Below are 21,359 nucleotides of genomic sequence, written 5' to 3' on the forward strand. Positions count from 1 at the left end.
GTGGACCCCGTGGCCGTGACCCTGCCGATGCCCGCCGTCGTGACGACGCTGCTCGTCGCCGTGCGGATGATCGCGTTCCTCGTGGTCGCGCCGCCGTTCGCGCAGCGCGGCGTGCCGGGTCCGGTCAAGGTGGCGCTCGGCACGGGGCTCGCGCTCGCGGTCGCCCCCGGGCTGGAGCCGGCCGAGCCGGCGAGCACGGCGGCGTTCGTCGGCGCGCTGGTGCTGCAGGCGCTCGTCGGCGCCGGCACGGGCTTCCTGGTCTACCTGCTGTTCTCGGCCGTGCAGGCCGCCGGCGGGCTGGTCGACATGTTCGGCGGGTTCCAGCTCGCCGCGGGCTTCGACCCGATGAGCATGACGAACGGCGCGCAGTTCAGCCGGCTGTACCAGCTGCTCGCGGTCGTGCTGCTGTTCGCCTCGGACGGGTACCAGCTCGTCGTCGGCGGTCTCGTGCGCACGTTCGACGCGCTGCCGCTGGGCGTCGGCGTCGACCTCGCGCGGCTCGGCGACGCCGCCGCGACCGGCCTGACCGACATGTTCGTCGCCGCGCTGCAGATCGCCGGTCCGCTGCTCGTCGTGCTGTTCCTCGCCGACGTGGGTCTGGGCCTGCTCACGCGCGTGTCGCCCGCGCTCAACGCGTTCGCGCTCGGCTTCCCGCTGAAGATCCTGCTCACGCTCGTGCTCGCCGGGTTCGCGCTGCTCGCGCTGCCGGCCATCGTCCGCGCCCTCGCGGGCGAGGTGCCCACGCTCGTGCCGAGGGCGCTGCGGTGAGCGGCGGCGGGGAGCGCACCGAGAAGGCGACGCCGCAGCGGCTCAAGGACGTGCGCCGCAAGGGGCAGCTCGGCCGCTCCCAGGACCTGTCCGCGTGGCTCGCGCTGGCGGTGGCCGCCGCGATGCTGCCCGGTGTGCTCGTGCGCGGCCGGGACGCCGCGCTCGACCAGATGATGCACGTCAGCACCGCCGCACGGACCGCCGACGTGCAGCTCGCCGTGGAGGTCCTGCGCGACGCCCTCGTGAGCATCGGCACGACCCTCGCGCCGCTGCTCGCGACGCTCGTGCTCGTCACCGTGGTCGTCGCGGCCGCCCAGGGCGGCATCCACCCCCGCCGTCTCACGCCGAAGTTCGACCACCTCAAGCCGAAGGCCGCCGTCCAGCGGCTCGTCGGTGCGCAGGCGTGGTGGCAGGGCGCGAAGACGCTGCTCAAGACGCTCGCGGTGGCGGGCGTGCTCGTCCTCGGGGTGCAGCAGCTCGTGCCCACGCTCATGGCGTCGGGCCGGCTGCCGCTGTCCGCACTGCTCGACACCGCGGGCACGGGCACGTCGGCGCTGCTCACGGGCGGCATCGCCGCCGGCGTGGTGCTCGCGCTCGCGGACGTCGCGGTCGTGGTCAGGCGCAACCGCAAGGCGACGCGGATGACGAAGCAGGAGGTCAAGGAGGAGAACAAGCGCACCGAGGGCGACCCGCTCGTCAAGGGCGCCATCCGCGCGCGGCAGGCCCGCATGAGCCGCAACCGGATGATGGCCGAGGTCGGCGGCGCCGACGTCGTGCTCGTCAACCCCACGCACGTGGCCGTCGCGCTGCGCTACGAGCCCGGTGCGGGTGCTCCCCGTGTCGTCGCCAAGGGCGCCGGCGCCGTCGCCGCCCGCATCCGCGAGCTCGCCGGCGAGCACCGCGTCCCCGTCGTCGAGGACGTGCCGCTCGCCCGCGCGCTGCACGCGGCCTGCGACGTCGGCACCGAGATCCCCGAGCAGCTGTTCACCGCCGTCGCGCGCGTGCTCGCGTTCGTCATGGCGCTGCGCCGCCGCGGCGCCGCCGCCGGCCGGCACCGCCTTCCCACCGGGTCGGCCCTGCCGCCCGGGACCCCCGTCCCCACCCGACGCGACCGCGTCCGCTCCGCCCGAGCGAGGAGAGACCCGTGAAGAACCGACCGATCGCGCAGATGGCGGTGCCCGCCGGCGTCGTCGGCATCGTGCTGCTGCTCGTCGTGCCGCTGCCCGCCCCGCTGCTGGACGTCCTCATCGTCGTCAACATCACCGCGTCGCTCGTCATCCTGCTCACGAGCATGTACGTGAGGCGGCCGCTGGACTTCTCCGTCTTCCCCTCGCTCATCCTCGTGTTCACGCTGTTCCGGCTCGGGCTCAACGTCGCCAGCACCCGGCTGGTGCTGAGCGACGGGTTCGCGGGCGACGTCATCGACGCGTTCGGCCACTTCGTCGTGGGCGGCTCGCTCGTCATCGGCCTGGTGATCTTCCTGATCCTCGTGGTCATCCAGTTCGTCGTGATCACGAACGGCGCGGGCCGCGTCGCCGAGGTCGGCGCCCGGTTCACCCTCGACGCGATGCCCGGCAAGCAGATGGCCATCGACGCCGACCTCAACTCGGGGCTGATCGACGAGGACGAGGCACGGCAGCGGCGCGCCGACATCGCGGCCGAGGCCGACTTCTACGGTGCGATGGACGGCGGCTCGAAGTTCGTCAAGGGCGACGCCATCGCGGGCATCATCATCACGGTCATCAACCTGGTCGGCGGGTTCGTGATCGGCATGGTGCAGATGGGCATGAGCGCCGGCGAGTCGATCGAGCGGTTCAGCCTGCTGACCATCGGCGACGGCCTGGTCACGCAGATCCCCGCGCTGCTGCTGGCGGTGTCCACCGGCATCGTCGTCACGCGCGCGACCGCCGAGGGCGACATGGGCACCGTCGCCTCGAAGCAGCTCCTGCAGTCGCGCAACGCCCTGATGATCGCCGGCGCCGCGGCCGTCGCGCTCGCGCTGCTGCCGGGCATGCCGAAGCCGCCGTTCCTGGTGGTCGGCGCCGGTCTGCTGCTGCTCGGCCAGCGCGTCGGCGCGCGGGAGAAGGCGGACGACCTGGCGGCGCGCGTCGAGGCCGACCAGGCGCAGGTCGTCGCGGCGCCGTCGCCCGACAGCCCCGAGCAGCTCATCGAGCAGATGCGGGTGCACACCCTCGAGATCCTGCTGGCACCGGACCTGGTCGACCTCGTCGGCACGGGCCCGGAGCAGGACCTGCTGGCGCGCGTGCGCGGGCTGCGGCGCAAGGTCGCGCTCGACCTGGGCATCGTCGTGCCGCCCGTGCGCACGCGCGACAGCGTCGACCTGCCGCCCGCGACGTACGTCGTGCGGATCGCCGGCGTGGAGGTCGGGCGGGGGCAGGCGCCCGCGGGGCGCGTCCTCGCCCTCGGCGACGACCTCGCCGCGCTGCCCGGCACGGCCGTGCAGGAGCCGGTGTTCGGGCTGCCCGGCAAGTGGGTGCCGGCCGAGCTGCGGCACGCCGCCGAGATGACCGGCGCCACCGTCGTGGACCGCGTCTCGGTCCTCATCACGCACCTCGGGTCCCTCATCTCCTCGCACGCCGCGCGCCTGCTGGGCCGCGAGGACGTGCGCGTGCTCACCGAGGGCGTCAAGCAGGTCAACCCGTCGGTGGTCGAGGAGCTCGTGCCGTCGCTGCTGTCGCTGGGCGAGGTGCAGCGCGTGCTCCAGGGCCTGTTGACCGAGCAGGTGCCGATCCGCGACCTCGGCCGCATCTACGAGGCGCTGACCCTGCGCGCCCGTGTCTCGACCGACCCCGAGGGGCTCGTCGAGGCCGCCCGGGCGGCGCTCGGCCCGGCATTGGCCGCGCCGTACGTGCAGGACGGCGTGCTGCGCGTCGTCACGCTCGACCCCGTGCTCGAGCACCGGCTCGCCGAGAACCTGCGCCCCGGCGACCAGGGCAGCCAGCTGCTCGTCGAGCCGCAGCGCCTCGACGCGATCCTGGGCCAGCTGCGCGTCGCGGTCGGGCGTGCCGAGGCCGACGGGCGCGGCGTCGTGCTCGCGTGCGCACCCGCCATCCGGCCCGCGCTGCGCCGGCTCGTGGCGCTGGGGGACCCGCGCCTGCCCGTGCTGTCGTACACCGAGGTCACGGCCGCCGGTGCCCAGGTCGACACGGCCGGGGTGGTGAGCGGTGACCACGCGATTGCTGCTTGAGGGGGACGACCTCGCCGAGCTCATGACGCACGTGCGCACGCAGTTCGGGCCCGGGGCGCGGATCGTGCAGGCCGAGCGGGTGCGGACCGGCGGCCTCGCGGGCTTCTTCGCCAAGGAGCGCTACGAGCTGACGGTCGACGTGCCGGACGAGCCCGACCAGCCCGTGCGCCGCTTCGCGCACCGGCCGCCGGTCCCCGCGGCCCCCGCCGCCGGGCTGGAGGCGCTGCTCGACGCCGCCGACCGCGCCGAGGCGGGCCCCGAGGCGGAGCCGGCCGCGGCGCAGGCCGAGGGCGCGGTCGCGCGCGCGTCGGAGGAGGGGCGCGTGTCGACGGCGTCCGCCGACTTCGCCAGCGTCCTCGAGCAGGTCCGCGCCGGTGTGGGCATCCCGCCCGCGGACGTCGAGGTGCCGGCCCCCGCCCCGTCGCGGCCCGCTCCCGCACCCGCGGCGCCCGTCGCCACCCCGGCGCCGGGGTCGGCGGTGCTGCGCGGCGAGCTCGCGCGGCTCGGCGTCCCGGCCGCCGTCCTCGACGCCGGCCCGGTGACCCTGACCGCGGTGCTCGGGCGCATCCCCGTCCCGCCGCCCCCGCCGCGCGGTGCCGGGGACGTCCTCGTCGTGGCCGGTGCAGGCGACGACGCCGCGGCCGTCGCCCGCACGCTCGTCGCGCGCTGGCGGCTGGCCGACGACGCGCTCGTCGCGGTGGAGCCGGGGCGCGGCGCGCTGCCGGCGCGGCTGACGGGGCCGCGCCCCGCGGGTGCCGCGTCCCGCGACGGCGGCCCCACGGTCGTGGCGCTGCGCGTCGGGCCCGAGGCGCACGACCGCGCGGTGGCCGCGGGCGTGCTCGCGCGCGTCCGGGCCGACCAGGTCTGGGCCGTCGTCGACGCCCGGACGAAGCCGGCGGACGCCGCCGCCTGGGTCGCCGCGGTCGGCGCCGAGCGGCCCGTGGACGCGCTCGCGGTGCTGGGCCTGCTCGACACGACCGGCCCCGGGACGGTGCTCGAGCTCGAGCGCCCGGTCGCCTGGATCGACGGTCTGCCGGCGTCGCGCCTGGTCTGGGCGGCGGCGCTGGGGCAGGAGCTCGACGCGGCGCTCGGCTGACCGGGCGGGGCGGGGTCGGCGCGCGCGGCGCGGGCGCGGCCGCCGCGGGACGGCGGGGTAGTGTCGCCACATGCTCGTGCTGACCCGCCGCGCCGGTGAGCGCCTCGTCATCGGTGACGACGTCGTCATCACCGTCATCGAGGTGCGCAGCGACGGCGTGCGGCTCGGCATCGAGGCGCCGCGCCACGTGCGCGTGCACCGGGCGGAGGTGCTCGCCGCCGTCGGCGAGGCGAACGCGCGTGCGGCCACGGCGGACGCCGCCACCGAGGAGTCGCTGCGCGGCCTCGTCCCGCCCCGCGGCACCCGCCGTCCCCCGGAGCCGGAGCCCCCGACCGAGCCCGGCGACGTCCCGCCCCCGGCCGACCCCCCGGCCCGCTGACGCCCCCGCCCGCGCCGCGGCACCGTCCGGGGCGCGCCCGCACCGGACGCTGAGCCCGGGCACCACGCCCGGCCGCCCGACGCCCCGGACGCCGCCCGCCGACGCACCCGCTCCGGCCCGCCGGGCCGCCCCGGGCCGCCCCGGCCCCGATCCGGATGCCGAGTTCGCCAGCTCGGTGTCGAGTTCGCCATTCCTACCTGGCGAACTCGACCCGAGCTGGCGAACTCGAGCTGAACCGGCGAACTCGACCCGGACTCGGCGTACTCCAGCCCGACGGGCGAGCTCGAGCGGAACCGGCGAGCTCGAGCGGAACCGGGGAGCTCGGCGAGCCACGTGGGCCGACGGCGCGCCGCCCGCGCGGCACCCCCTCGGCCACCGCCCCGCCCCGGCCGGCTCCGACCCGGATGTCGAGTTCGCCAACTCGGTGTCGAGTTCGCCATTCCTACCTGGCGAACTCGACCCGAACTGGCGAACTCGACCCGAACTGGCGAACTCGACCCGAACTGGCGAACTTGACCCGAACTGGCGAACTCGACGCGAACTGGCGAACTCGACCCGAACTGGCGACTCGACCCGAACTGGCGAACTCGAGCTGAACCGGCGAATTCGAGCCGAACTGGCGGACTCGAGCGGGTGGGAGCGGGCGGGACCGTACCGGGGCGCCGCGCGCTCGGACGCGGGTCGCGCGTGACGACGGTCTCAGTGCCGCCGGCGGGCCACGTACCCCTCAGGTCGGCACGGGCCCGGCCGATGGGCCCTCCGTGCGGGGCGCGGCTGCCCCGCCGCCTGGGAGGGGTGCATGGACGAGTTCGACGAGATCGTCCGCGAGTTCCTGGTCGAGAGCCTCGAGAACCTCGACCAGCTGGACCGCGATCTCGTGGCGCTCGAGGAGCAGCCCGGGTCGCGGCCGCTGCTCAGCAGCGTCTTCCGGACGATCCACACGATCAAGGGCACGAGCGGCTTCCTCGCGTTCGGCAAGCTCGAGCGCCTGACGCACGTGGGGGAGAACCTCCTCGTCGAGCTGCGCGACGGCAAGCGGTCGATGGACCAGCGCACGACCGACGCGCTGCTGGCGATGGTCGATCGCGTCCGGGTCCTGCTGGCCGCCGTCGAGAACGACGGCAGCGAGCAGGACGTGGCGATCGACGACGTGGTCGCGGTCGTCGAGGGGGTGCTCGCCGACGCGCCGGCGCCGGCGGCCGTCGCCGCGGCTGCGCCCGCCGCACCCGCACCCGCCGCGCCCGCCGCGTCCGCGCCCGCTGCGCCCGCCGCACCCGCACCCGCCTCCGAGGCCGCGGTGCCGGCCCCGGCCGCGCCCGCGCCGGCGTCCCCGGCTCCCGCCGTCGACCCCGCCTCCGGCGGCGCCGCGGTGCTGCCCGCACCGCACGAGCCGCCGCAGGCCGAGCGCACCGCGCCGGCCGAGCCGCGCCCCGCACCCGCGGGCGACGAGCCCGCCCACCGGGCCGCCGTCGGCGACTCGGCGATCCGCGTCGACGTGGCCCTGCTCGACGTGCTCGTGCGCCAGGTCGGCGAGCTCGTGCTGGCCCGCAACCGCATCAGCCGGCTCGCCGCCGCGGCCGACGACCCGGACCTCGTGCGCTCGGCGCAGCGTCTCGACGTCATCGCCGGGGAGCTGCAGGAGGGCGTCATGCGCACCCGCATGCAGCCCATCGAGCACCTGTGGTCGAAGATGCCGCGCGTCGTGCGCGACCTGGCCGCGGCGTGCGGGCGCGAGGTCGCGCTCGACCTCTCCGGCGGCGAGACGGAGCTGGACCGCAGCCTCCTGGAGGCCGTGCGCGACCCGCTCACCCACCTCGTGCGCAACGCCGTCGACCACGGCATCGAGCCGCCCGACGTGCGCGTCGCGGCCGGCAAGCCGCCGAAGGGGCGGCTCGCGCTGCGCGCCCTGCACGCCGGCGGGCAGGTCGTCATCGAGGTCAGCGACGACGGACGCGGGATCGACGCGGCCGCGGTCGCGGCCAAGGCCGTCGAGCGCGGGCTACGCACCCCCGAGCAGGTCGCGGCGGCGTCCACCGGCGAGCTGCTCAACCTGCTCTTCCTGCCGGGGTTCTCCACCGCCGCGAGCGTGACCAACGTGTCGGGCCGCGGTGTCGGCATGGACGTCGTGCGGACCAAGATCGAGGCCGTCGGCGGCACGGTGGACGTCGAGACGACCCCGGGTGCCGGCACCGTGTGGCGCCTGCGCATGCCGCTGACCCTCGCGATCATCCCCGCGCTGACGGTCGAGTGCGCCGGGCGCGTGTACGCGCTGCCGCAGACCAACGTCCTCGAGCTCGTGGCCGCCGACGGGCGGTCGGGCACCTCGGCGGTCGAGCACGTGCACGGCGCGCCGGTGCTCCGGCTGCGGGACCGGCTGCTGCCGCTCGTCCTGCTCGGCACCGCGCTCGGCGTGTCCGACGCGACGCAGCCCCCGCCGGGCTCGGTCGTGATCGCGGTGCAGGTCGACCGCTACCACTTCGGTGTCGTCGTCGACCGCGTGCTGACCACCGAGGAGATCGTCGTCGAGTCGCTGTCCGCGCGGCTCAAGGCCGCGGGCGCGTACTCGGGCGCGACGGTGCTGGGCGACGGGACGCTCGCGCTCATCCTCGACCTGCAGTCCCTCGCCCGCCGCAGCATCGTCGGCGAGGCCGAGCAGGTCGTCGAGGACGTGCCGGAGGACGTGGCCGTGGCGGACCCGGACGAGGAGGTGCTCGTCGTCTCCGTCGACGACCGCCGCCTGTGCCTGCCGTCGGCCCTGGTGACGCGGCTGGAGCCCGTGCACCTCGAGCAGGTGGAGCGGGTCGGCGGGCGGGACGTCCTGCGCTACCGCGGCGAGATCCTGCCGCTGACCCGGGTCGACCGGCTCGTCGGCGCCGGCCCCGGCGGGGACGAGCAGATCGTCGTCGTCGTCGCGCGGGGCGCCCGTGCGGTCGGCCTCGTGGTGCACGCGGTCCTCGACTTCGACCGCGACCACGCCGCGGACCACTCGCCGGTCGCGGACGTGGGCCTGCTCGGCTCGACGGTCGTGGGCGGCCGCGTGACCGAGCGCCTCGACTGGGAGGCCGCCGTGCGCGCCGCCGACCCGACGTTCCTCGACGACGAGACCGAGACCTCCGACGAGCTCCTGGGGGCCGTGCGATGAGCAGGCTGGTGACGTTCACCCTCGACGACGCCCGGTATGGCGTGGACGTGCTGCGCGTGCGCGAGGTCCTGCGCACACCCCTCGGCCCCCCGGTGCCGCTCGCACCCGAGGACGTCGTCGGGCTGCTCGGCCTGCGCGGCCGGGTCGTGCCGGTCGTCGACCCGCGGGTGCCGCTCGGCCTGCCCGCGCGCCCGCACGCCGCCGAGGGTCCGGACGCGGCGGACGCGACGCTCGTCGTCGTGCACGTGCACGACGAGGACGTCGCGCTCGTCGTCGACGCCCTCGGGGACGTCGTCGAGGTCGACGAGGACACGTTCGCCCCCGCGCCCGAGACGCTCGACGCCGCCGTGCGCGCGCTCGTGCCGGGCGCCCACGTGCTGCCCGACGGGCTCCTCAACGTGCTCGACCTCGACGCGACGGTGGCGGCCTGACGTGGCCGCGCCGACGACTCAGAACCCGGGGACCCCGGCCGATCGGTCGGAGCAGCCGGGCCCGACCGACCCCACCGACCTCCCGCTGTCCTCCAAGGAGCCCGCGATGAGCAGCACCACCCCTTCAGCGTTGAAGCGGCGTCTGCGCCTTCCCCGGGTGCCGCTGCCCCGGCTGCGCCTGCCCCGGCGCCTGCCGCGGTTCGGCGCCTCGGTGCTGACGAAGATCCTCGGTCTCGTCGCACTCATGGCCGTCCTGACCGGTTCTGCCGGTGCGTACGCGGTGGTCAGCCTCCAGGACGTCGCGGACCGCAGCGCGCAGATCGTCGCGATGCAGGAGGAGACGCTCGCCGGCCTGGAGAACGTGCGCTACCAGCAGCTCCACGCCCAGCTGGTCATCGCCCAGCTCGCCGCCACGCGCTCGCCCGAGATGAAGCAGCGCTGGCTCGACGAGCTGGCCGCGACCGACGCGGCGCTCGCCGAGCAGGTCGACGCGCTCGACTCCTCGGAGATCGGCTCGTGGGCGAGCTGGCAGGCGTTCTGGGGCGGGTTCAACCGGTGGCAGGACCAGCGCGACACCCTCCTCGTCCCCCCGGCGACGTCGGGCGACAGCGCGGCGTACGACCGCATGGTCCGCGACGTCAGCGAGCCGCTGGTGGCGACGTTCACCGAGTACCTGGACACCACCCGCGCGGAGCTCGACCAGCACATGAAGACGACGGCCGGCGAGGCGGCCGCGGCCGCGGACGCGGCCTCCCGGCGGGTGATCATCAGCTTCCTGGTCGCGATCGTCGGCGGCGTCGGTCTGTCCGTCCTCATGGCCCGGCGCATCCGCGCCGGCGTCGTCAAGGTCCGCCGGTCGCTCGAGGCCATGGCGGAGGGCGACTTCACGGTCCCCGCCCAGGTCCGGTCCCGCGACGAGCTCGGCACCATGGCCGCCGCGCTGGGCCAGGCGCAGCAGTCGGTCCGCACCACCCTGACCGGCGTGGCCGAGGCCGCCCAGACGGTCGCGTCGGCCGCCGAGGAGCTCTCGGCCGCCTCGAGCCAGGTCGCATCGGGGTCGGAGGAGACCAGCGCGCAGGCCGGCGTCGTCGCCGCCGCGGCGGAGCAGGTGTCGCGCAACGTGCAGGCCGTCGCGGCCGGCGCCGAGCAGATGGGCGCCTCCATCCGTGAGATCGCCCAGAACGCGTCGGAGGCGGCGCGGGTCGCGCACGCCGCGACGTCCGCCGCGCAGAGCGCGAACGACACGGTGACGCGTCTCGGCTCGTCGAGCGCCGAGATCGGCAACGTCGTCAAGCTCATCACGAGCATCGCGGAGCAGACGAACCTGCTGGCGCTCAACGCGACCATCGAGGCCGCACGCGCCGGGGACGCCGGCCGCGGGTTCGCGGTCGTCGCCGGCGAGGTCAAGGAGCTCGCGCAGGAGACGGCGCGCGCGACGGAGGACATCGCCCGCCGGGTCGAGGCCATCCAGCAGGACACGACCGGCGCCGTCGCGGCGATCGGCGAGATCGGCTCGGTCATCGCCTCGATCAACGACTACCAGCTGACGATCGCCTCCGCGGTCGAGGAGCAGACGGCCACCACGAACGAGATGTCGCGCGGCGTGGTCGAGGCCGCGACCGGCTCGGGCGAGATCGCCGAGAACATCACGGGCGTCGCGACGTCGGCCCAGTCGTCCTCGCAGGTGGTGGGGCAGATGACGAGCTCGGTCTCCGAGCTCGCCCGGATGTCCGACGAGCTGCGCCGGCGCGTCGCCGCCTTCACGTACTGACGCAGGCAGAGGACGGACGGGACAGGGACGTGGCACGGACACGTGTGCTGGTGGTCGACGACTCGGTCGTCGTCCGTCGCCTCGTCACCGAGGTGCTCTCGCGCGACCCGCGCATCGACGTGGTGGGCGTGGCGGCGAACGGCCGGATCGCGCTGACGAAGGTCGAGCAGCTCGCGCCGGACCTCGTGACCATGGACGTCGAGATGCCGGAGATGGACGGCATCTCGGCGGTCCGCGCGATGCGCGCCGCCGGGCACCGCCAGCCGGTGATCATGTTCTCCACGCTCACCGAGCGCGGGGCCGAGGCCACGCTGGACGCGCTGCAGGCCGGCGCCACGGACTACGTGACGAAGCCGGGCAGCACGGCCAGCATGGCCGACGCGCTGGCGGAGGTGGCGGCGCAGCTCATCCCGCGGATCCTGGCGCTCGCGCCGCCGCGCGCGGCCGCGCCGGCCGCCGCGCCCGCTCCCGCTCCCGCCCCCGCGCCGGCGGCCCCGGCGGCGCCCGTCCGTCCCGGTCGCGACGCGGCGCCGACGGCGCGCGCCTCGGCCGTCGAGCTGCGCCCCGCGGGCCCGGCGCTGCCGGTCCGGCTGGTGGCGGTCGGCTCCTCCACGGGCGGGCCCGAGGCGCTGTCGCGGCTCGTCGGAGCGCTGCCCGTGCTGCCGGTGCCGCTCGTCGTGGTGCAGCACATGCCGCCGGTGTTCACGCGCCAGCTCGCCGCACGCCTGGACCGGCTCGGGCCGGTCCGCGTGCACGAGGCCGAGCAGGACCAGCCGCTGGAACCGGGGCACGCGTACATCGCGCCCGGCGACCGGCACCTGACCGTGCGGTACGTCGCGGGTGCGCTGGTGGCGCACCTCGACGACGGGCCGCCCGTCAACTACTGCCGCCCCGCGGTGGACGTGCTGCTGCGCTCGGCGGTGGACGCCGTGCGCGGCGAGCTGCTCGCCGTCGTGCTCACGGGCATGGGCGCCGACGGGCGCGCGGGCGCCGAGGCGGTCGTCCAGGCCGGCGGCACGGTACTCGTCCAGGACGAGCCGACGAGCGTCGTCTGGGGCATGCCCGGCGCGGTCGCCACGGCCGGCTGGGCCCATGCGGTGCTGCCGCTCGGCGATATCGCCGACGTGGTGACCGGCACCGTCACGCAGGCGCGTCGAGCGCCGGTCGGGAGGATCTCGTGAGCATCGCACGGCACACGTTCGCCTACGTGGCGGAGCACGTGCGCCGCACCAGCGCCATCCAGCTGGACGACGGCAAGGAGTACCTCGTCGAGAGCAGGCTGATGCCGCTCGCGCGGGAGGCGGGGCTGCCGGACGTCGACGCGTACGTGGCGCGCCTGCGCGCCGAGCCGGGGTCGGCCGCGCACGACGACGTCGTCGAGGCCCTGACGACGAACGAGACCTCGTGGTTCCGCGACGTCGCGCCGTTCGAGGCGCTGCGCCGGCACATCCTGCCCGAGATCGCCGAGCGGGCCGGGGCCAGGCGCGCACCGCGGATCTGGTCCGCGGCGTGCTCGACCGGCCAGGAGCCCTGGTCGATCGCGATGGTGCTCGAGGAGACGCTGGGGCCGGACGTGCGCGCCGAGGTGCTCGCCACGGACCTGTCGACCCAGGTGCTGGAGCGGGCCCGTACGGGCGAGTACTCGCAGCTCGAGGTCAACCGGGGCCTCCCCGCGGCGATGCTGGTGCGGCACCTGGAGCGGCACGGCATGCACTGGCGCGTCGGCGACGCGCTGCGCCGCACCGTCACGTTCCGCCGGCACAACCTGCTGGACACCCCGCCCTCGGGCGGCTTCGACGTGGTGTTCCTGCGCAACGTGCTCATCTACTTCGACCTGCCCACCCGGCACGCCGTGCTGGAGCACGTGCGCACGGCGCTGCGTCCCGACGGCTGGCTCGTGCTCGGGTCCGCCGAGACGACGAGCGGCGTGCACGACGGGTTCGAGCGCGTGCAGGTGGGCTCGACCGTGGCGTTCCGCGCGACGGCCGCGACCCGCCCCGGTCCGCTCGTGCCGCCGCCCCCCGCGGGCAGGTCGGCGCCGCTGGCCGCCGTCCCGCACCCGGCCGCACCCGCCCTCGCGGAGACGCTCTCGCTGCTCCGCGACGCCGCCCCCACGCCGACCCCGACCCGAGGAGCTGGGCTGACATGAGAGCACTGGTCGTCGACGACTCGCGCACGATGCGCGTCATCGTGGCCCGGGCCCTGCGCACGCTGGGGTTCGAGACGGACGACGCCGAGCACGGCCAGGCCGCCCTGGACAAGCTCGCCGCGACCGGTCCGGTCGACCTCGTGTGCGTGGACTGGAACATGCCCGTCATGGACGGGCTGGAGTTCGTGACCGCGGTCCGCAAGGACCGTTCCCTGCGGGGCATGACGATCATGATGGTCACCACCGAGAGCGAGCAGTCGCAGATCGTGCGGGCCCTGGCAGCGGGCGCGCACGAGTACCTCATCAAGCCGTTCACCGTCGACGCGATCCGCGACAAGCTCGAGCTGCTCGGCCTCGTCGCGGCGGGGGAGCCCGTATGAGCCAGGTCATCGCAGGCGAGGACGTGTACGCCATCGCCCAGGACATCTTCGCGTCCATGGTGGACGGCGACGTCGGCACGATCGTGCCGTGGGAGGGGCCGCCGCCGGGCTGGCAGGAGCCGGTCACGGCGTGGGTCGACCTCCAGGGCGACTGGGCCGGGCGCGCGTCGCTGACCACGGAGACGAGCACCGCGCACGCGCTCGCCCGCGCCCTGCTGGGCTTCGGCGAGGACGAGCCGGTCGAGCGCGCCGACCTGGTCGACGCGTTCGGCGAGGTCGTCAACGTCGTGGGCGGCAACGTGAAGTCGCTGCTCGAGACGACGGGTAGCCTCGGACTGCCGCAGGTCGCGGACGTCGACCCGGGTCTCCCGGGCGGCCTCGTGCTCTCGGAGATGGTCCTGGCCTGGCACGGGCGGGCCCTGGAGCTCGTCGTGCGGGCTGTGCTGTGACGGCGGTGGTACCCGTGAGGACCACCAGGGGAGCGTCAGGGGCGGCTGCGCCGAGCCGCCCGGACAGGAGGAGGGACCGATGATCCGCGTGCTCGTCGCGGACGACAGCCGCGTCATGCGCCAGATCGTCATCCGCACGCTGCGCCAGGCCGGCTACGACTGGGAGGTCCGCGAGGCGGCCGACGGGGCGCAGGCCCTCGAGGCCGTGCGTGCGGACGAGCCCGACGTGGTGCTGTCGGACTGGAACATGCCGGAGATGAACGGGATCGACCTGCTGCGCAGCCTGCGCGCGGAGGGGTTCTCGACACCGTTCGGCTTCGTCACGTCCGAGGGGTCGGACGAGATGCGGGCGCTGGCGGAGCGGGAGGGCGCGCTGTTCCTCATCGTGAAGCCGTTCACCGCGGAGACGTTCCGCGACGCGATCGAGCCGGTCCTGGCATGACCATGACCCCGGAGACGCCCCTGCCGAGCGCGAAGGACGTGCGCGACCTGCTGGAGAACCTCCTGGGCCGCGAGGTCGTCGTCTCCACCGGCGGCGACATGGTCGACCCGTCGGCCCCCGGCGGCGCCCTCGTGGGGCTGTTCGTGGACCGGCTGCTGAACCTGCGGGCGATGATCCTCATGGACCTGTCCCTGGCGGCCTACGTGGGCGCGGCGATCGGCCTCGTGCCGCGTCCCGCGGCCGACGACGCCGCGGCGGGCGGCCTGTCGCCCGTCCTGGAGGAGAACGCGCGCGAGGTGCTCAACGTGGCCTCGTCGCTGCTCAACGGCGCCGACGTGCCGCACGTGCGGCTGGACTCGGTGTACGCACCGGGCGAGCCGCTGCCCGCCGACGTCGTGCCGTGGGTCAAGGCGTACGTGCGCCGCACGGACCTGCGCGTCGAGGTGACGGGGTACGGCCGCGGGGGCTGGTCGCTGCTCGTCCTGTGACGCCGTGACGGTCGAGGGGCCCGCCGCGCACGTGCGCGACGGGCCCCTCGCCGTTCCCGGCGGTCCTCAGACCCGCACGGGCACCTGCTTGTAGGACGCCAGGAAGTTGCCGATCCGCTCGACGGCGACCGCGAGCTCGCGCGCCTCGGGGAGGGTCACGATGCGCAGGTGGTCGGGCGTCGGCCAGTTGAAGCCCGTGCCCTGCACCAGCAGGATCTGCTCGCTGACGAGCAGGTCGTAGACGAGCTGCGCGTCGTCGTGGATCTCGTGCACCTCGGGGTCCAGGCGCGGGAACAGGTACAGCGCGCCGTCGGGGCGCACGCAGTCGACGCCGGGGATCTTGTTCAGCCCCTCCCAGGCGACCTGCCGCTGCTCGTGCAGCCGCCCGCCGGGCGCGATGAGCGCCTCGATGGACTGCACGCCGCCGAGCGCGGCCTGGATGGCGTGCTGCGCGGGCACGTTCGGGCACAGGCGCGTCGACGCGAGCAGCGTCATGCCCTCGAGGAAGCCCTTGGCGTGCGCCTGCGGGCCGGTCACGACGACCCAGCCGGAGCGGAAGCCGGCGACGCGGTACGTCTTCGACAGGCCGTTGAACGTCAGGCACAGCAGGTCGGGCGCGACGGACGCCAGCGGGACGTGCTGCGCGCCGTCGAACAGGATGCGGTCGTAGATCTCGTCGGCGAGCAGCAGCAGGCTGTGCTCGCGCGCCACGTCGGCGATCTGCTCGAGCACCTCGCGGCTGTACACCGCGCCGGTGGGGTTGTTCGGGTTGATGACGACGATGGCCTTCGTGCGCGGGGTGATGCGCGCGCGGATGTCCTCGACGTCCGGCTGCCAGCCGGTCGACTCGTCGCAGCGGTAGTGCACCGGCTTGCCGTCGGACAGGCTCGTCATGGCCGTCCACAGCGGGTAGTCGGGGGAGGGGATGAGCACCTCGTCGCCCTCGTCGAGCAGGGCCTGCAGCGTCATCGTGATGAGCTCGGAGACGCCGTTGCCCAGGTAGACGTCGTCGACGTCGAAGGCCGGGAACCCGGGCACGGTCTCGTAGCGCGTGACGATCGCGCGCCGGGCGGACAGGATGCCCCGGGACTCGCTGTACCCGTGCGCGTGCGGGACCGCGGCGATGACGTCGGCGACGATCTGGTGCGGCGCGGCGAACCCGAACGCCGCCGGGTTGCCGGTGTTGAGCTTGAGGACGCGCCGGCCCTCGGCCTCCATGCGTGCTGCCTCGTCCAGTGCCTTGCCGCGGATCTCGTAGAGGACGTCCTTGAGCTTGGCGGACTGGTCGAGGGGTCGCAGAGACATGGCGCGAGCGTAGTCGGCGACCCCGGCCGGGCCCGCGCCCATTTGCGCGCCGCGCGCCGGGTGAGGCGGCGAAACGGGTTGTTCACACCGCGGGTGGCCCAGGCGAAACACGGCGTCCCTAGCGTCCTCAGCCATGGGCGCAGGGCTGTATACGCCGCGGGACACAACGCGGTGCGACGCGGAGCCCCGCCGACCCGAGCACGTCAGGACCTCCCGCTCGTCCCGTCGAAAGGCACCTGCGTTGACCACTCATCCCCTCCCCGTCCGGGCGTCCCGGGGGCGCGCGCTCGCGCTGTCCGCCGGCGTCCTCGCCACCGCGCTCGCCCTGTCCGCCTGCGGCGCCCGCGCCGGCGCCGAGGCCGGCGCCCCGTCCTCCTCCGGAGGCGAGTCCTGCGTCGACACCTCCGGCGACACGATCAAGATCGGCTTCCTCAACTCGCTGTCCGGCACGATGGCCATCTCCGAGCAGACCGTGCGCGACTCGCTCGACCTCGCCGCGGAGGAGATCAACGCGGCCGGCGGCGTGCTCGGCAAGCAGCTCGAGGTCGTCGGCGAGGACGGCGCGTCCGAGCCCACCGTGTTCGCGGAGAAGGCCGAGAAGCTCATCTCGTCCGACTGCGTCGCCGCCGTCTTCGGCGGCTGGACCTCGTCGTCGCGCAAGGCGATGCTGCCCGTCTTCGAGGGCCACGACGCGCTGCTGTTCTACCCCGTGCAGTACGAGGGCCTCGAGGCGTCGCCGAACGTCTTCTACACGGGCGCGACCACGAACCAGCAGATCATCCCCGGCATGGACTACCTGAAGGAGCAGGGGAAGACGAAGGTCTTCCTCGTCGGCTCCGACTACGTCTTCCCGCGGACGGCGAACAAGATCATCAACGCCTACGCCGAGGCGAACGGCATCGAGGTCGTCGGCGAGGAGTACGCGCCCCTCGGGCACACCGACTTCTCGACGATCGTCAACAAGCTCAAGGCCTCGGGCGCCGACGCGGTGTTCAACACCCTGAACGGCGACTCCAACGTCGCGTTCTTCAAGGAGTACAAGAACGTCGGCCTGACCCCCGAGGCGGCGCCCGTGGTGTCCGTCTCGGTCGCCGAGGAGGAGGTCGGCGGCATCGGCGTCGAGAACGTCGCGGGCCAGCTGACCGCCTGGAACTACTACCAGACCGTCGACTCCCCGGCGAACGCCGAGTTCGTCGCCGCCTTCCAGGCGAAGTACGGCGCCGACCGCCCGACGTCCGACCCGATGGAGGCGGCGTACACGTCCCTCTACCTGTGGAAGGGCATGGTCGAGAAGGCCGAGTCCTTCGACGTCGCGGCGATCCAGGAGGCCGCGGACGGCGTCTCGTTCGACGCCCCCGAGGGCACCGTCACCGTGAACGGCGACAACCACCACATCGCGAAGACCGCGTACGTCGGCGAGATCCGCGAGGACGGCCTCATCTACCCGGTGTGGCAGTCGGACGGCCCGATCGAGCCGGACCCGTTCCTCGAGGGCTACGACTGGGCCGAGGGCCTGTCCTGACCCCACCCGCGCGCGCCGCGCGTCGCTGACGCGGCGGCCCGGCCGGCCCCTCGGTCGGCCGGGCCGCCCCCCCGGCGGCGGCGGCGCGTCCCACCCACGACGGAAGGCGGCCCCGGATGGACGCCCTGCTCCCTCAGCTGTTCGCGGGTCTGAGCCTCGGCTCGGTCCTGCTGCTCGCGGCGCTCGGCCTGGCCCTGACGTTCGGGCAGATGGGCGTCATCAACATGGCGCACGGCGAGTTCATGATGGCCGGCGCGTACACCGCGTTCGTCGTGCAGCAGCTGCTGCCCGACGCGGGCGTCTCGCTGCTCGTCTCGCTGCCGCTCGGCTTCCTCGTGGGCGGGCTGCTCGGCCTGCTGCTCGAGGTCACGCTCATCTCCCGCATGTACCGGCGCCCCCTGGACACCCTGCTCGTGACGTTCGGCGTCTCGCTCGTGCTGCAGCAGGCCGCCCGCGACGTGTTCGGCGCGCCGAACGTCGACGTGCGCGCGCCGGCGTGGTTGTCCGGCGCGGTGCCGCTGCTCGGCATGGACGTGCCGCGGACCCGGCTGTTCATCCTCGCGCTGGCCGTCGCCGCGGTCCTGGCCCTGTCGATGGTGCTCAAGGTGACGCCGCTGGGCCGGCGCATCCGCGCCACCGTGCAGAACCGGGACCTCGCCGAGACGTCCGGGGTGTCCACCCGGGCGACGGACCGGCTCACGTTCTTCGTCGGCTCCGGCATCGCCGGGGTCGCCGGCGTGGCGCTGACGCTGCTCGGGTCGATCGGTCCGACGCTCGGCACCGCGTACGTCGTGGACGCGTTCCTCGTCGTGGTCGTCGGCGGCATCGGCCAGCTCAAGGGCGCCGTGCTCGCGGCGGTCGGCCTCGGCATCCTGCAGGCCGGCTTCGAGTACTCGACGACCGCGAGCCTCGCGAAGGTGCTGCTGTTCGTCGTCATCGTCGCGTTCCTGCAGCTGCGGCCGCAGGGGCTCGTCTCCGTCCGCACGCGGAGCCTCGCATGAGCGCGGCACGGCCGGGGTCGGCGCGGACCGCCGTGGCCCGCCCCGACTGGTGGCGGCGCGAGGGCGTGCGCCTGTGGGGCGGCATCGCGCTCGCGGTGGTGCTGCTCGTCGGCGTCGCGCCCGCGGTGCTCTCAGACTTCCGGCTCAACCTGCTCGCCAAGTTCCTGTGCCTCGCGATGGTGGCGGTCGGCATCGGTCTGGCGTGGGGACGCGGCGGGATGCTCGTGCTCGGGCAGGGCGTGTTCTTCGGCCTCGGCGGCTACCTCATGGCGATGCACATGAAGCTGTCGGACGCCGGGCCCGGCGGCGTGCCGGACTTCATGCTCCTGTACGGCGACGGCGTCGTGCCCGGGTGGTGGGAGCCGCTGCGCTCGCCCGTGGTGACGGTGCTGGCGATCCTGCTGCTGCCCGCCGGCCTGGCCGCCGTGCTCGGGCTCGCCGTGTTCCGCCGGCGCGTGCGCGGGGCGTACTTCGCGATCCTGTCGCAGGCGCTCGCGGCCGCGTTCGCGATCCTGCTCGTCGGGCAGCAGAAGGTCACCGGCGGGACGAACGGGCTCAACGGCTTCCGGTCGTTCTTCGGGTACGACCTCGCCGACCCGGTGAACAAGCGGATGCTCTACTACATCGCCGCCGGCGTGCTCGTCGTCATGGTGGTGGTCGTGCGGCTGCTCATGCGCTCGCGCTACGGCGAGCTGCTGGTCGCGGTGCGCGACCAGGAGAACCGCGTGCGGTTCCTCGGCTACGACCCGGCGGTCGTCAAGGTCGTCGCGTACGCCGTGGCCGCCGCGTTCGCGGCGGTCGGGGGCGCGCTGTTCGCACCCGTCGCCGGGATCATCTCGCCGGCCGACGTCGGCGTGGTGCCGTCGATCGCGCTGCTGGTCGGCGTGGCCATCGGCGGGCGCGCCACCCTGCTGGGGCCCGTGCTCGGGTCCATCGCGGTGTCGTGGGCCGAGACCAGCCTGTCGGAGCAGTTCCCCTCGTTCTGGACCTACTTCCAGGGGGCCCTGTTCATCGGCGTCGTCGCGTTCCTGCCGAACGGGCTCGCGAGCCTCGGCGGGGCGCTGCGCCGGCGCCGGGCGCGCGGGTCCGCGGTCCCCGAGGTGGGGCCGGCGTCCGACGTGCGACCCGCCGCGGGCAGCGCGGGTGGTGTCCCGGCGGACCCGCCGGCCGGCGCACCGGACGTCACGACCGACACCGTCGACACCGCCGGGAGGCACGCATGAGCGACACGACACCGGCGGTCGAGGCCGGGCGGCTCGACACCGAGGCGCTCGAGCAGGTGCTCGCCGCACCGGCCGCCCGGTTCCGGCACGACTACCTCGAGGTGCGCGGCCTGCGGGTGGAGTTCGACGGGTTCGTCGCGGTCGACGGGGTCGACCTCACGGTCACGCAGGGCGACCTGCGGTTCCTCATCGGCCCCAACGGCGCCGGCAAGACCACGGTCGTCGACGCCCTCACCGGGCTCGTCGCGGCCGCCGGGTCGGCGCAGTTCGGGGGCGTCGACCTGCTCGGGCGGCCGTCGCACCGCATCGCCCGGTCCGGGGTGGGGCGCACGTTCCAGACCGCGAGCGTGTTCGACGAGCTGACCGTGCTGCAGAACCTCGACATCGCGGCGGGCGCCCGGCGCGGTCCGCTGACGCTGCTGCGGCGCCGGCGGTCGGTGCCGCCCGAGGTCGAGGCGGCCCTCGAGACCGTGGGCCTGGCGCACGTGCGCGACCTGCCCGCGGGCGTCCTCGCGCACGGGCAGAAGCAGTGGCTGGAGATCGGGATGCTGCTGGTGCAGGACGCGCGCCTGCTGCTGCTCGACGAGCCGGTCGCCGGCATGAGCCAGGCCGAGCGCGAGGAGACCGGCCTGCTGCTGCAGCGCATCGGCGAGCAGCGGACCGTCGTGGTCGTCGAGCACGACATGGAGTTCCTGCGGGCGTTCGCGTCGTCGGTGACCGTGCTGCACCAGGGGAAGGTCCTCGCCGAGGGGACGGTCGCGCAGGTGCAGGCGGACCCGCGGGTCGTCGAGGTGTACCTGGGCACGGGCGCGCACGGGCGCGGGTCGCGGACCGCGGCCACGAGCACGGAGGTGGAGTGATGCTGCAACTGTGCGGGGTGCACGTCGGGTACGGGCGCACCGAGGTCGTGCACGGCGTCGACGTCGAGGTGCCGGCGGGGCAGGTCGTCGCCGTGCTCGGGCACAACGGCGCGGGCAAGACGACGCTGCTGCGCGCCGCAGTCGGGCTGCTGCCCGTGCGGTCGGGCGCCGTGCTGGTCGACGGGGACGACGTCACGCGCGCGCGGCCGCACCAGCGGGTCCGCCGTGGGCTGGCGTACGTGCCGCAGGGGCAGCAGTCGTTCGGGCAGCTGACGGCGCGCGAGAACCTGCAGCTCGTCGCCGACGCCGCCGGGTCGGGTGCGGCGCGCCGCGTCGACGAGGCGCTCGACCTGTTCCCCGCGCTGCGGGAGGTGCTGGGCCGGCGCGCGGGCCTGCTCTCGGGCGGGCAGCGCCAGCAGCTCGCGATCGCCCGGGCGCTGGTCACCGGGCCGCGCGTCATGGTGCTCGACGAGCCGACCGAGGGCATCCAGCCGTCGGTCGTCGCCGAGATCGAGGACGCCGTCGTGCAGCTCGCCGCCGCCGGCCTGGGCGTGCTGCTGGTCGAGCAGCACGTGGGCTTCGCGCTGGCGGCGGCCGCCCGGTACCACGTCCTGGAGTCGGGGCGCGTGACGGCCAGCGGTGCGGGCGGCGCCGAGCAGCAGGACGTCGTCCGCGCGGCGATGGCCCTGTGACGGGCGTGGTGCTGCCGGCACCGGGGGACGTCGGTGCAGGTCTAGGCTCCCCG

20 protein-coding genes are annotated in these 21,359 nt (G+C 74.8%); 19 read left to right on the forward strand and 1 reads right to left on the reverse strand.

The features are described 5' to 3' along the window. Positions 1-9: 9 nt before the first annotated feature. The 14 genes from FB586_RS06440 (at position 10) to FB586_RS06505 (ending at position 14,703) form a co-directional block, all read left to right on the forward strand. Positions 10-768 carry a flagellar biosynthetic protein FliR gene (locus FB586_RS06440; protein ID WP_306419148.1) on the forward strand — a complete coding sequence of 253 codons (759 nt, stop codon included), beginning with the start codon at positions 10-12 and terminating at the stop codon, positions 766-768. Next, a complete protein-coding gene (locus FB586_RS06445; protein ID WP_136518511.1) occupies positions 765-1,916 on the forward strand; it encodes an EscU/YscU/HrcU family type III secretion system export apparatus switch protein in 1,152 nt (383 codons plus the stop codon). Before FB586_RS06440 ends, FB586_RS06445 begins: the two co-directional genes overlap by 4 nt. Beyond that, positions 1,913-3,976 carry a flagellar biosynthesis protein FlhA gene (locus tag FB586_RS06450; protein WP_136518512.1) on the forward strand — a complete coding sequence of 688 codons (2,064 nt, stop codon included), beginning with the start codon at positions 1,913-1,915 and terminating at the stop codon, positions 3,974-3,976. Before FB586_RS06445 ends, FB586_RS06450 begins: the two co-directional genes overlap by 4 nt. Then, positions 3,954-5,072, forward strand: a complete 1,119-nt coding sequence (locus tag FB586_RS06455) for a hypothetical protein (protein ID WP_136518513.1) — start codon at positions 3,954-3,956, stop codon at positions 5,070-5,072. Before FB586_RS06450 ends, FB586_RS06455 begins: the two co-directional genes overlap by 23 nt. Positions 5,073-5,142: 70 nt before the next feature. Continuing rightward, a complete protein-coding gene (csrA, locus tag FB586_RS06460) occupies positions 5,143-5,451 on the forward strand; it encodes a carbon storage regulator CsrA (RefSeq protein WP_136518514.1) in 309 nt (102 codons plus the stop codon). Positions 5,452-6,250: 799 nt separating this feature from the next. After that, the gene (locus tag FB586_RS06465; RefSeq protein WP_136518515.1) at positions 6,251-8,593 is read left to right on the forward strand and encodes a chemotaxis protein CheA; all 2,343 of its coding nucleotides are present in this window, start codon (positions 6,251-6,253) and stop codon (positions 8,591-8,593) included. Further along, on the forward strand, positions 8,590-9,024 hold the full coding sequence (locus FB586_RS06470) for a chemotaxis protein CheW (RefSeq protein WP_136518516.1): 435 nt from the start codon (positions 8,590-8,592) through the stop codon (positions 9,022-9,024). Before FB586_RS06465 ends, FB586_RS06470 begins: the two co-directional genes overlap by 4 nt. A gap of 106 nt (positions 9,025-9,130) precedes the next feature. After that, entirely contained in the window at positions 9,131-10,795 is a 1,665-nt protein-coding gene (locus tag FB586_RS06475) for a methyl-accepting chemotaxis protein (RefSeq protein ID WP_246036579.1), read from the forward strand. 29 nt (positions 10,796-10,824) lie between these two features. Continuing rightward, complete coding sequence (gene cheB, locus FB586_RS06480) at positions 10,825-11,976, forward strand: chemotaxis-specific protein-glutamate methyltransferase CheB (RefSeq protein WP_136518517.1); 1,152 nt, start codon at positions 10,825-10,827, stop codon at positions 11,974-11,976. Beyond that, entirely contained in the window at positions 11,973-12,944 is a 972-nt protein-coding gene (locus FB586_RS06485; protein ID WP_222928303.1) for a CheR family methyltransferase, read from the forward strand. Before cheB ends, FB586_RS06485 begins: the two co-directional genes overlap by 4 nt. Beyond that, positions 12,941-13,324, forward strand: coding sequence for a response regulator (locus tag FB586_RS06490; RefSeq protein ID WP_136518518.1), 384 nt, complete (start codon positions 12,941-12,943; stop codon positions 13,322-13,324). The genes FB586_RS06485 and FB586_RS06490 overlap by 4 nt, the downstream gene beginning before the upstream one ends. Beyond that, positions 13,321-13,773: a chemotaxis protein CheX gene (locus FB586_RS06495; protein ID WP_136518519.1), complete on the forward strand. Its 453-nt coding sequence runs from the start codon at positions 13,321-13,323 to the stop codon at positions 13,771-13,773. The genes FB586_RS06490 and FB586_RS06495 overlap by 4 nt, the downstream gene beginning before the upstream one ends. A gap of 79 nt (positions 13,774-13,852) precedes the next feature. Further along, positions 13,853-14,215: a response regulator gene (locus FB586_RS06500; RefSeq protein ID WP_222928304.1), complete on the forward strand. Its 363-nt coding sequence runs from the start codon at positions 13,853-13,855 to the stop codon at positions 14,213-14,215. Next, positions 14,212-14,703, forward strand: coding sequence for a hypothetical protein (locus FB586_RS06505; RefSeq protein WP_246036580.1), 492 nt, complete (start codon positions 14,212-14,214; stop codon positions 14,701-14,703). Before FB586_RS06500 ends, FB586_RS06505 begins: the two co-directional genes overlap by 4 nt. Before the next feature lie 66 nt (positions 14,704-14,769). Here the strand turns inward: FB586_RS06505 and FB586_RS06510 are convergent, their stop codons facing one another. Beyond that, a complete protein-coding gene (locus FB586_RS06510; RefSeq protein ID WP_136518520.1) occupies positions 14,770-16,008 on the reverse strand; it encodes a pyridoxal phosphate-dependent aminotransferase in 1,239 nt (412 codons plus the stop codon). Between the two features lie 241 nt (positions 16,009-16,249). Here FB586_RS06510 and urtA point away from each other — a divergent pair, with 241 nt between their 5' ends. The 5 genes from urtA to urtE all read left to right on the forward strand — a co-directional run bounded on the left by urtA (position 16,250) and on the right by urtE (position 21,306). After that, positions 16,250-17,530 (forward strand): urea ABC transporter substrate-binding protein, encoded by a 1,281-nt coding sequence (urtA, locus tag FB586_RS06515; RefSeq protein WP_281276652.1) that lies wholly within the window; start codon positions 16,250-16,252, stop codon positions 17,528-17,530. Between the two features lie 116 nt (positions 17,531-17,646). Beyond that, positions 17,647-18,531 carry an urea ABC transporter permease subunit UrtB gene (gene urtB / locus FB586_RS06520; protein ID WP_136518522.1) on the forward strand — a complete coding sequence of 295 codons (885 nt, stop codon included), beginning with the start codon at positions 17,647-17,649 and terminating at the stop codon, positions 18,529-18,531. Further along, complete coding sequence (gene urtC, locus FB586_RS06525) at positions 18,528-19,754, forward strand: urea ABC transporter permease subunit UrtC (protein ID WP_136518523.1); 1,227 nt, start codon at positions 18,528-18,530, stop codon at positions 19,752-19,754. The genes urtB and urtC overlap by 4 nt, the downstream gene beginning before the upstream one ends. Further along, positions 19,751-20,614, forward strand: a complete 864-nt coding sequence (gene urtD, locus FB586_RS06530; protein WP_136518524.1) for an urea ABC transporter ATP-binding protein UrtD — start codon at positions 19,751-19,753, stop codon at positions 20,612-20,614. The genes urtC and urtD overlap by 4 nt, the downstream gene beginning before the upstream one ends. Beyond that, entirely contained in the window at positions 20,614-21,306 is a 693-nt protein-coding gene (urtE, locus tag FB586_RS06535; protein WP_136518525.1) for an urea ABC transporter ATP-binding subunit UrtE, read from the forward strand. The genes urtD and urtE overlap by 1 nt, the downstream gene beginning before the upstream one ends. Positions 21,307-21,359 lie beyond the last annotated feature (53 nt).

The organism is Cellulomonas telluris (genome assembly GCF_004886325.1).
GTDB lineage: Bacteria > Actinomycetota > Actinomycetes > Actinomycetales > Cellulomonadaceae > Cellulomonas > Cellulomonas telluris.

Excerpts from the sequence above, each read along its gene's own strand:
- FB586_RS06510 (WP_136518520.1), bottom strand. The coding sequence starts at position 16,008 with ATGTCTCTGCGACCCCTCGACCAGTCCGCCAAGCTCAAGGACGTCCTC.
- FB586_RS06470 (WP_136518516.1), top strand. The coding sequence starts at position 8,590 with ATGAGCAGGCTGGTGACGTTCACCCTCGACGACGCCCGGTATGGCGTG.
- FB586_RS06505 (WP_246036580.1), top strand. The coding sequence starts at position 14,212 with ATGACCATGACCCCGGAGACGCCCCTGCCGAGCGCGAAGGACGTGCGC.
- csrA (WP_136518514.1), top strand. The coding sequence starts at position 5,143 with ATGCTCGTGCTGACCCGCCGCGCCGGTGAGCGCCTCGTCATCGGTGAC.
- urtE (WP_136518525.1), top strand. The coding sequence starts at position 20,614 with ATGCTGCAACTGTGCGGGGTGCACGTCGGGTACGGGCGCACCGAGGTC.
- urtD (WP_136518524.1), top strand. The coding sequence starts at position 19,751 with ATGAGCGACACGACACCGGCGGTCGAGGCCGGGCGGCTCGACACCGAG.
- FB586_RS06500 (WP_222928304.1), top strand. The coding sequence starts at position 13,853 with ATGATCCGCGTGCTCGTCGCGGACGACAGCCGCGTCATGCGCCAGATC.
- urtB (WP_136518522.1), top strand. The coding sequence starts at position 17,647 with ATGGACGCCCTGCTCCCTCAGCTGTTCGCGGGTCTGAGCCTCGGCTCG.
- urtC (WP_136518523.1), top strand. The coding sequence starts at position 18,528 with ATGAGCGCGGCACGGCCGGGGTCGGCGCGGACCGCCGTGGCCCGCCCC.
- FB586_RS06490 (WP_136518518.1), top strand. The coding sequence starts at position 12,941 with ATGAGAGCACTGGTCGTCGACGACTCGCGCACGATGCGCGTCATCGTG.
- FB586_RS06475 (WP_246036579.1), top strand. The coding sequence starts at position 9,131 with ATGAGCAGCACCACCCCTTCAGCGTTGAAGCGGCGTCTGCGCCTTCCC.
- FB586_RS06495 (WP_136518519.1), top strand. The coding sequence starts at position 13,321 with ATGAGCCAGGTCATCGCAGGCGAGGACGTGTACGCCATCGCCCAGGAC.
- FB586_RS06465 (WP_136518515.1), top strand. The coding sequence starts at position 6,251 with ATGGACGAGTTCGACGAGATCGTCCGCGAGTTCCTGGTCGAGAGCCTC.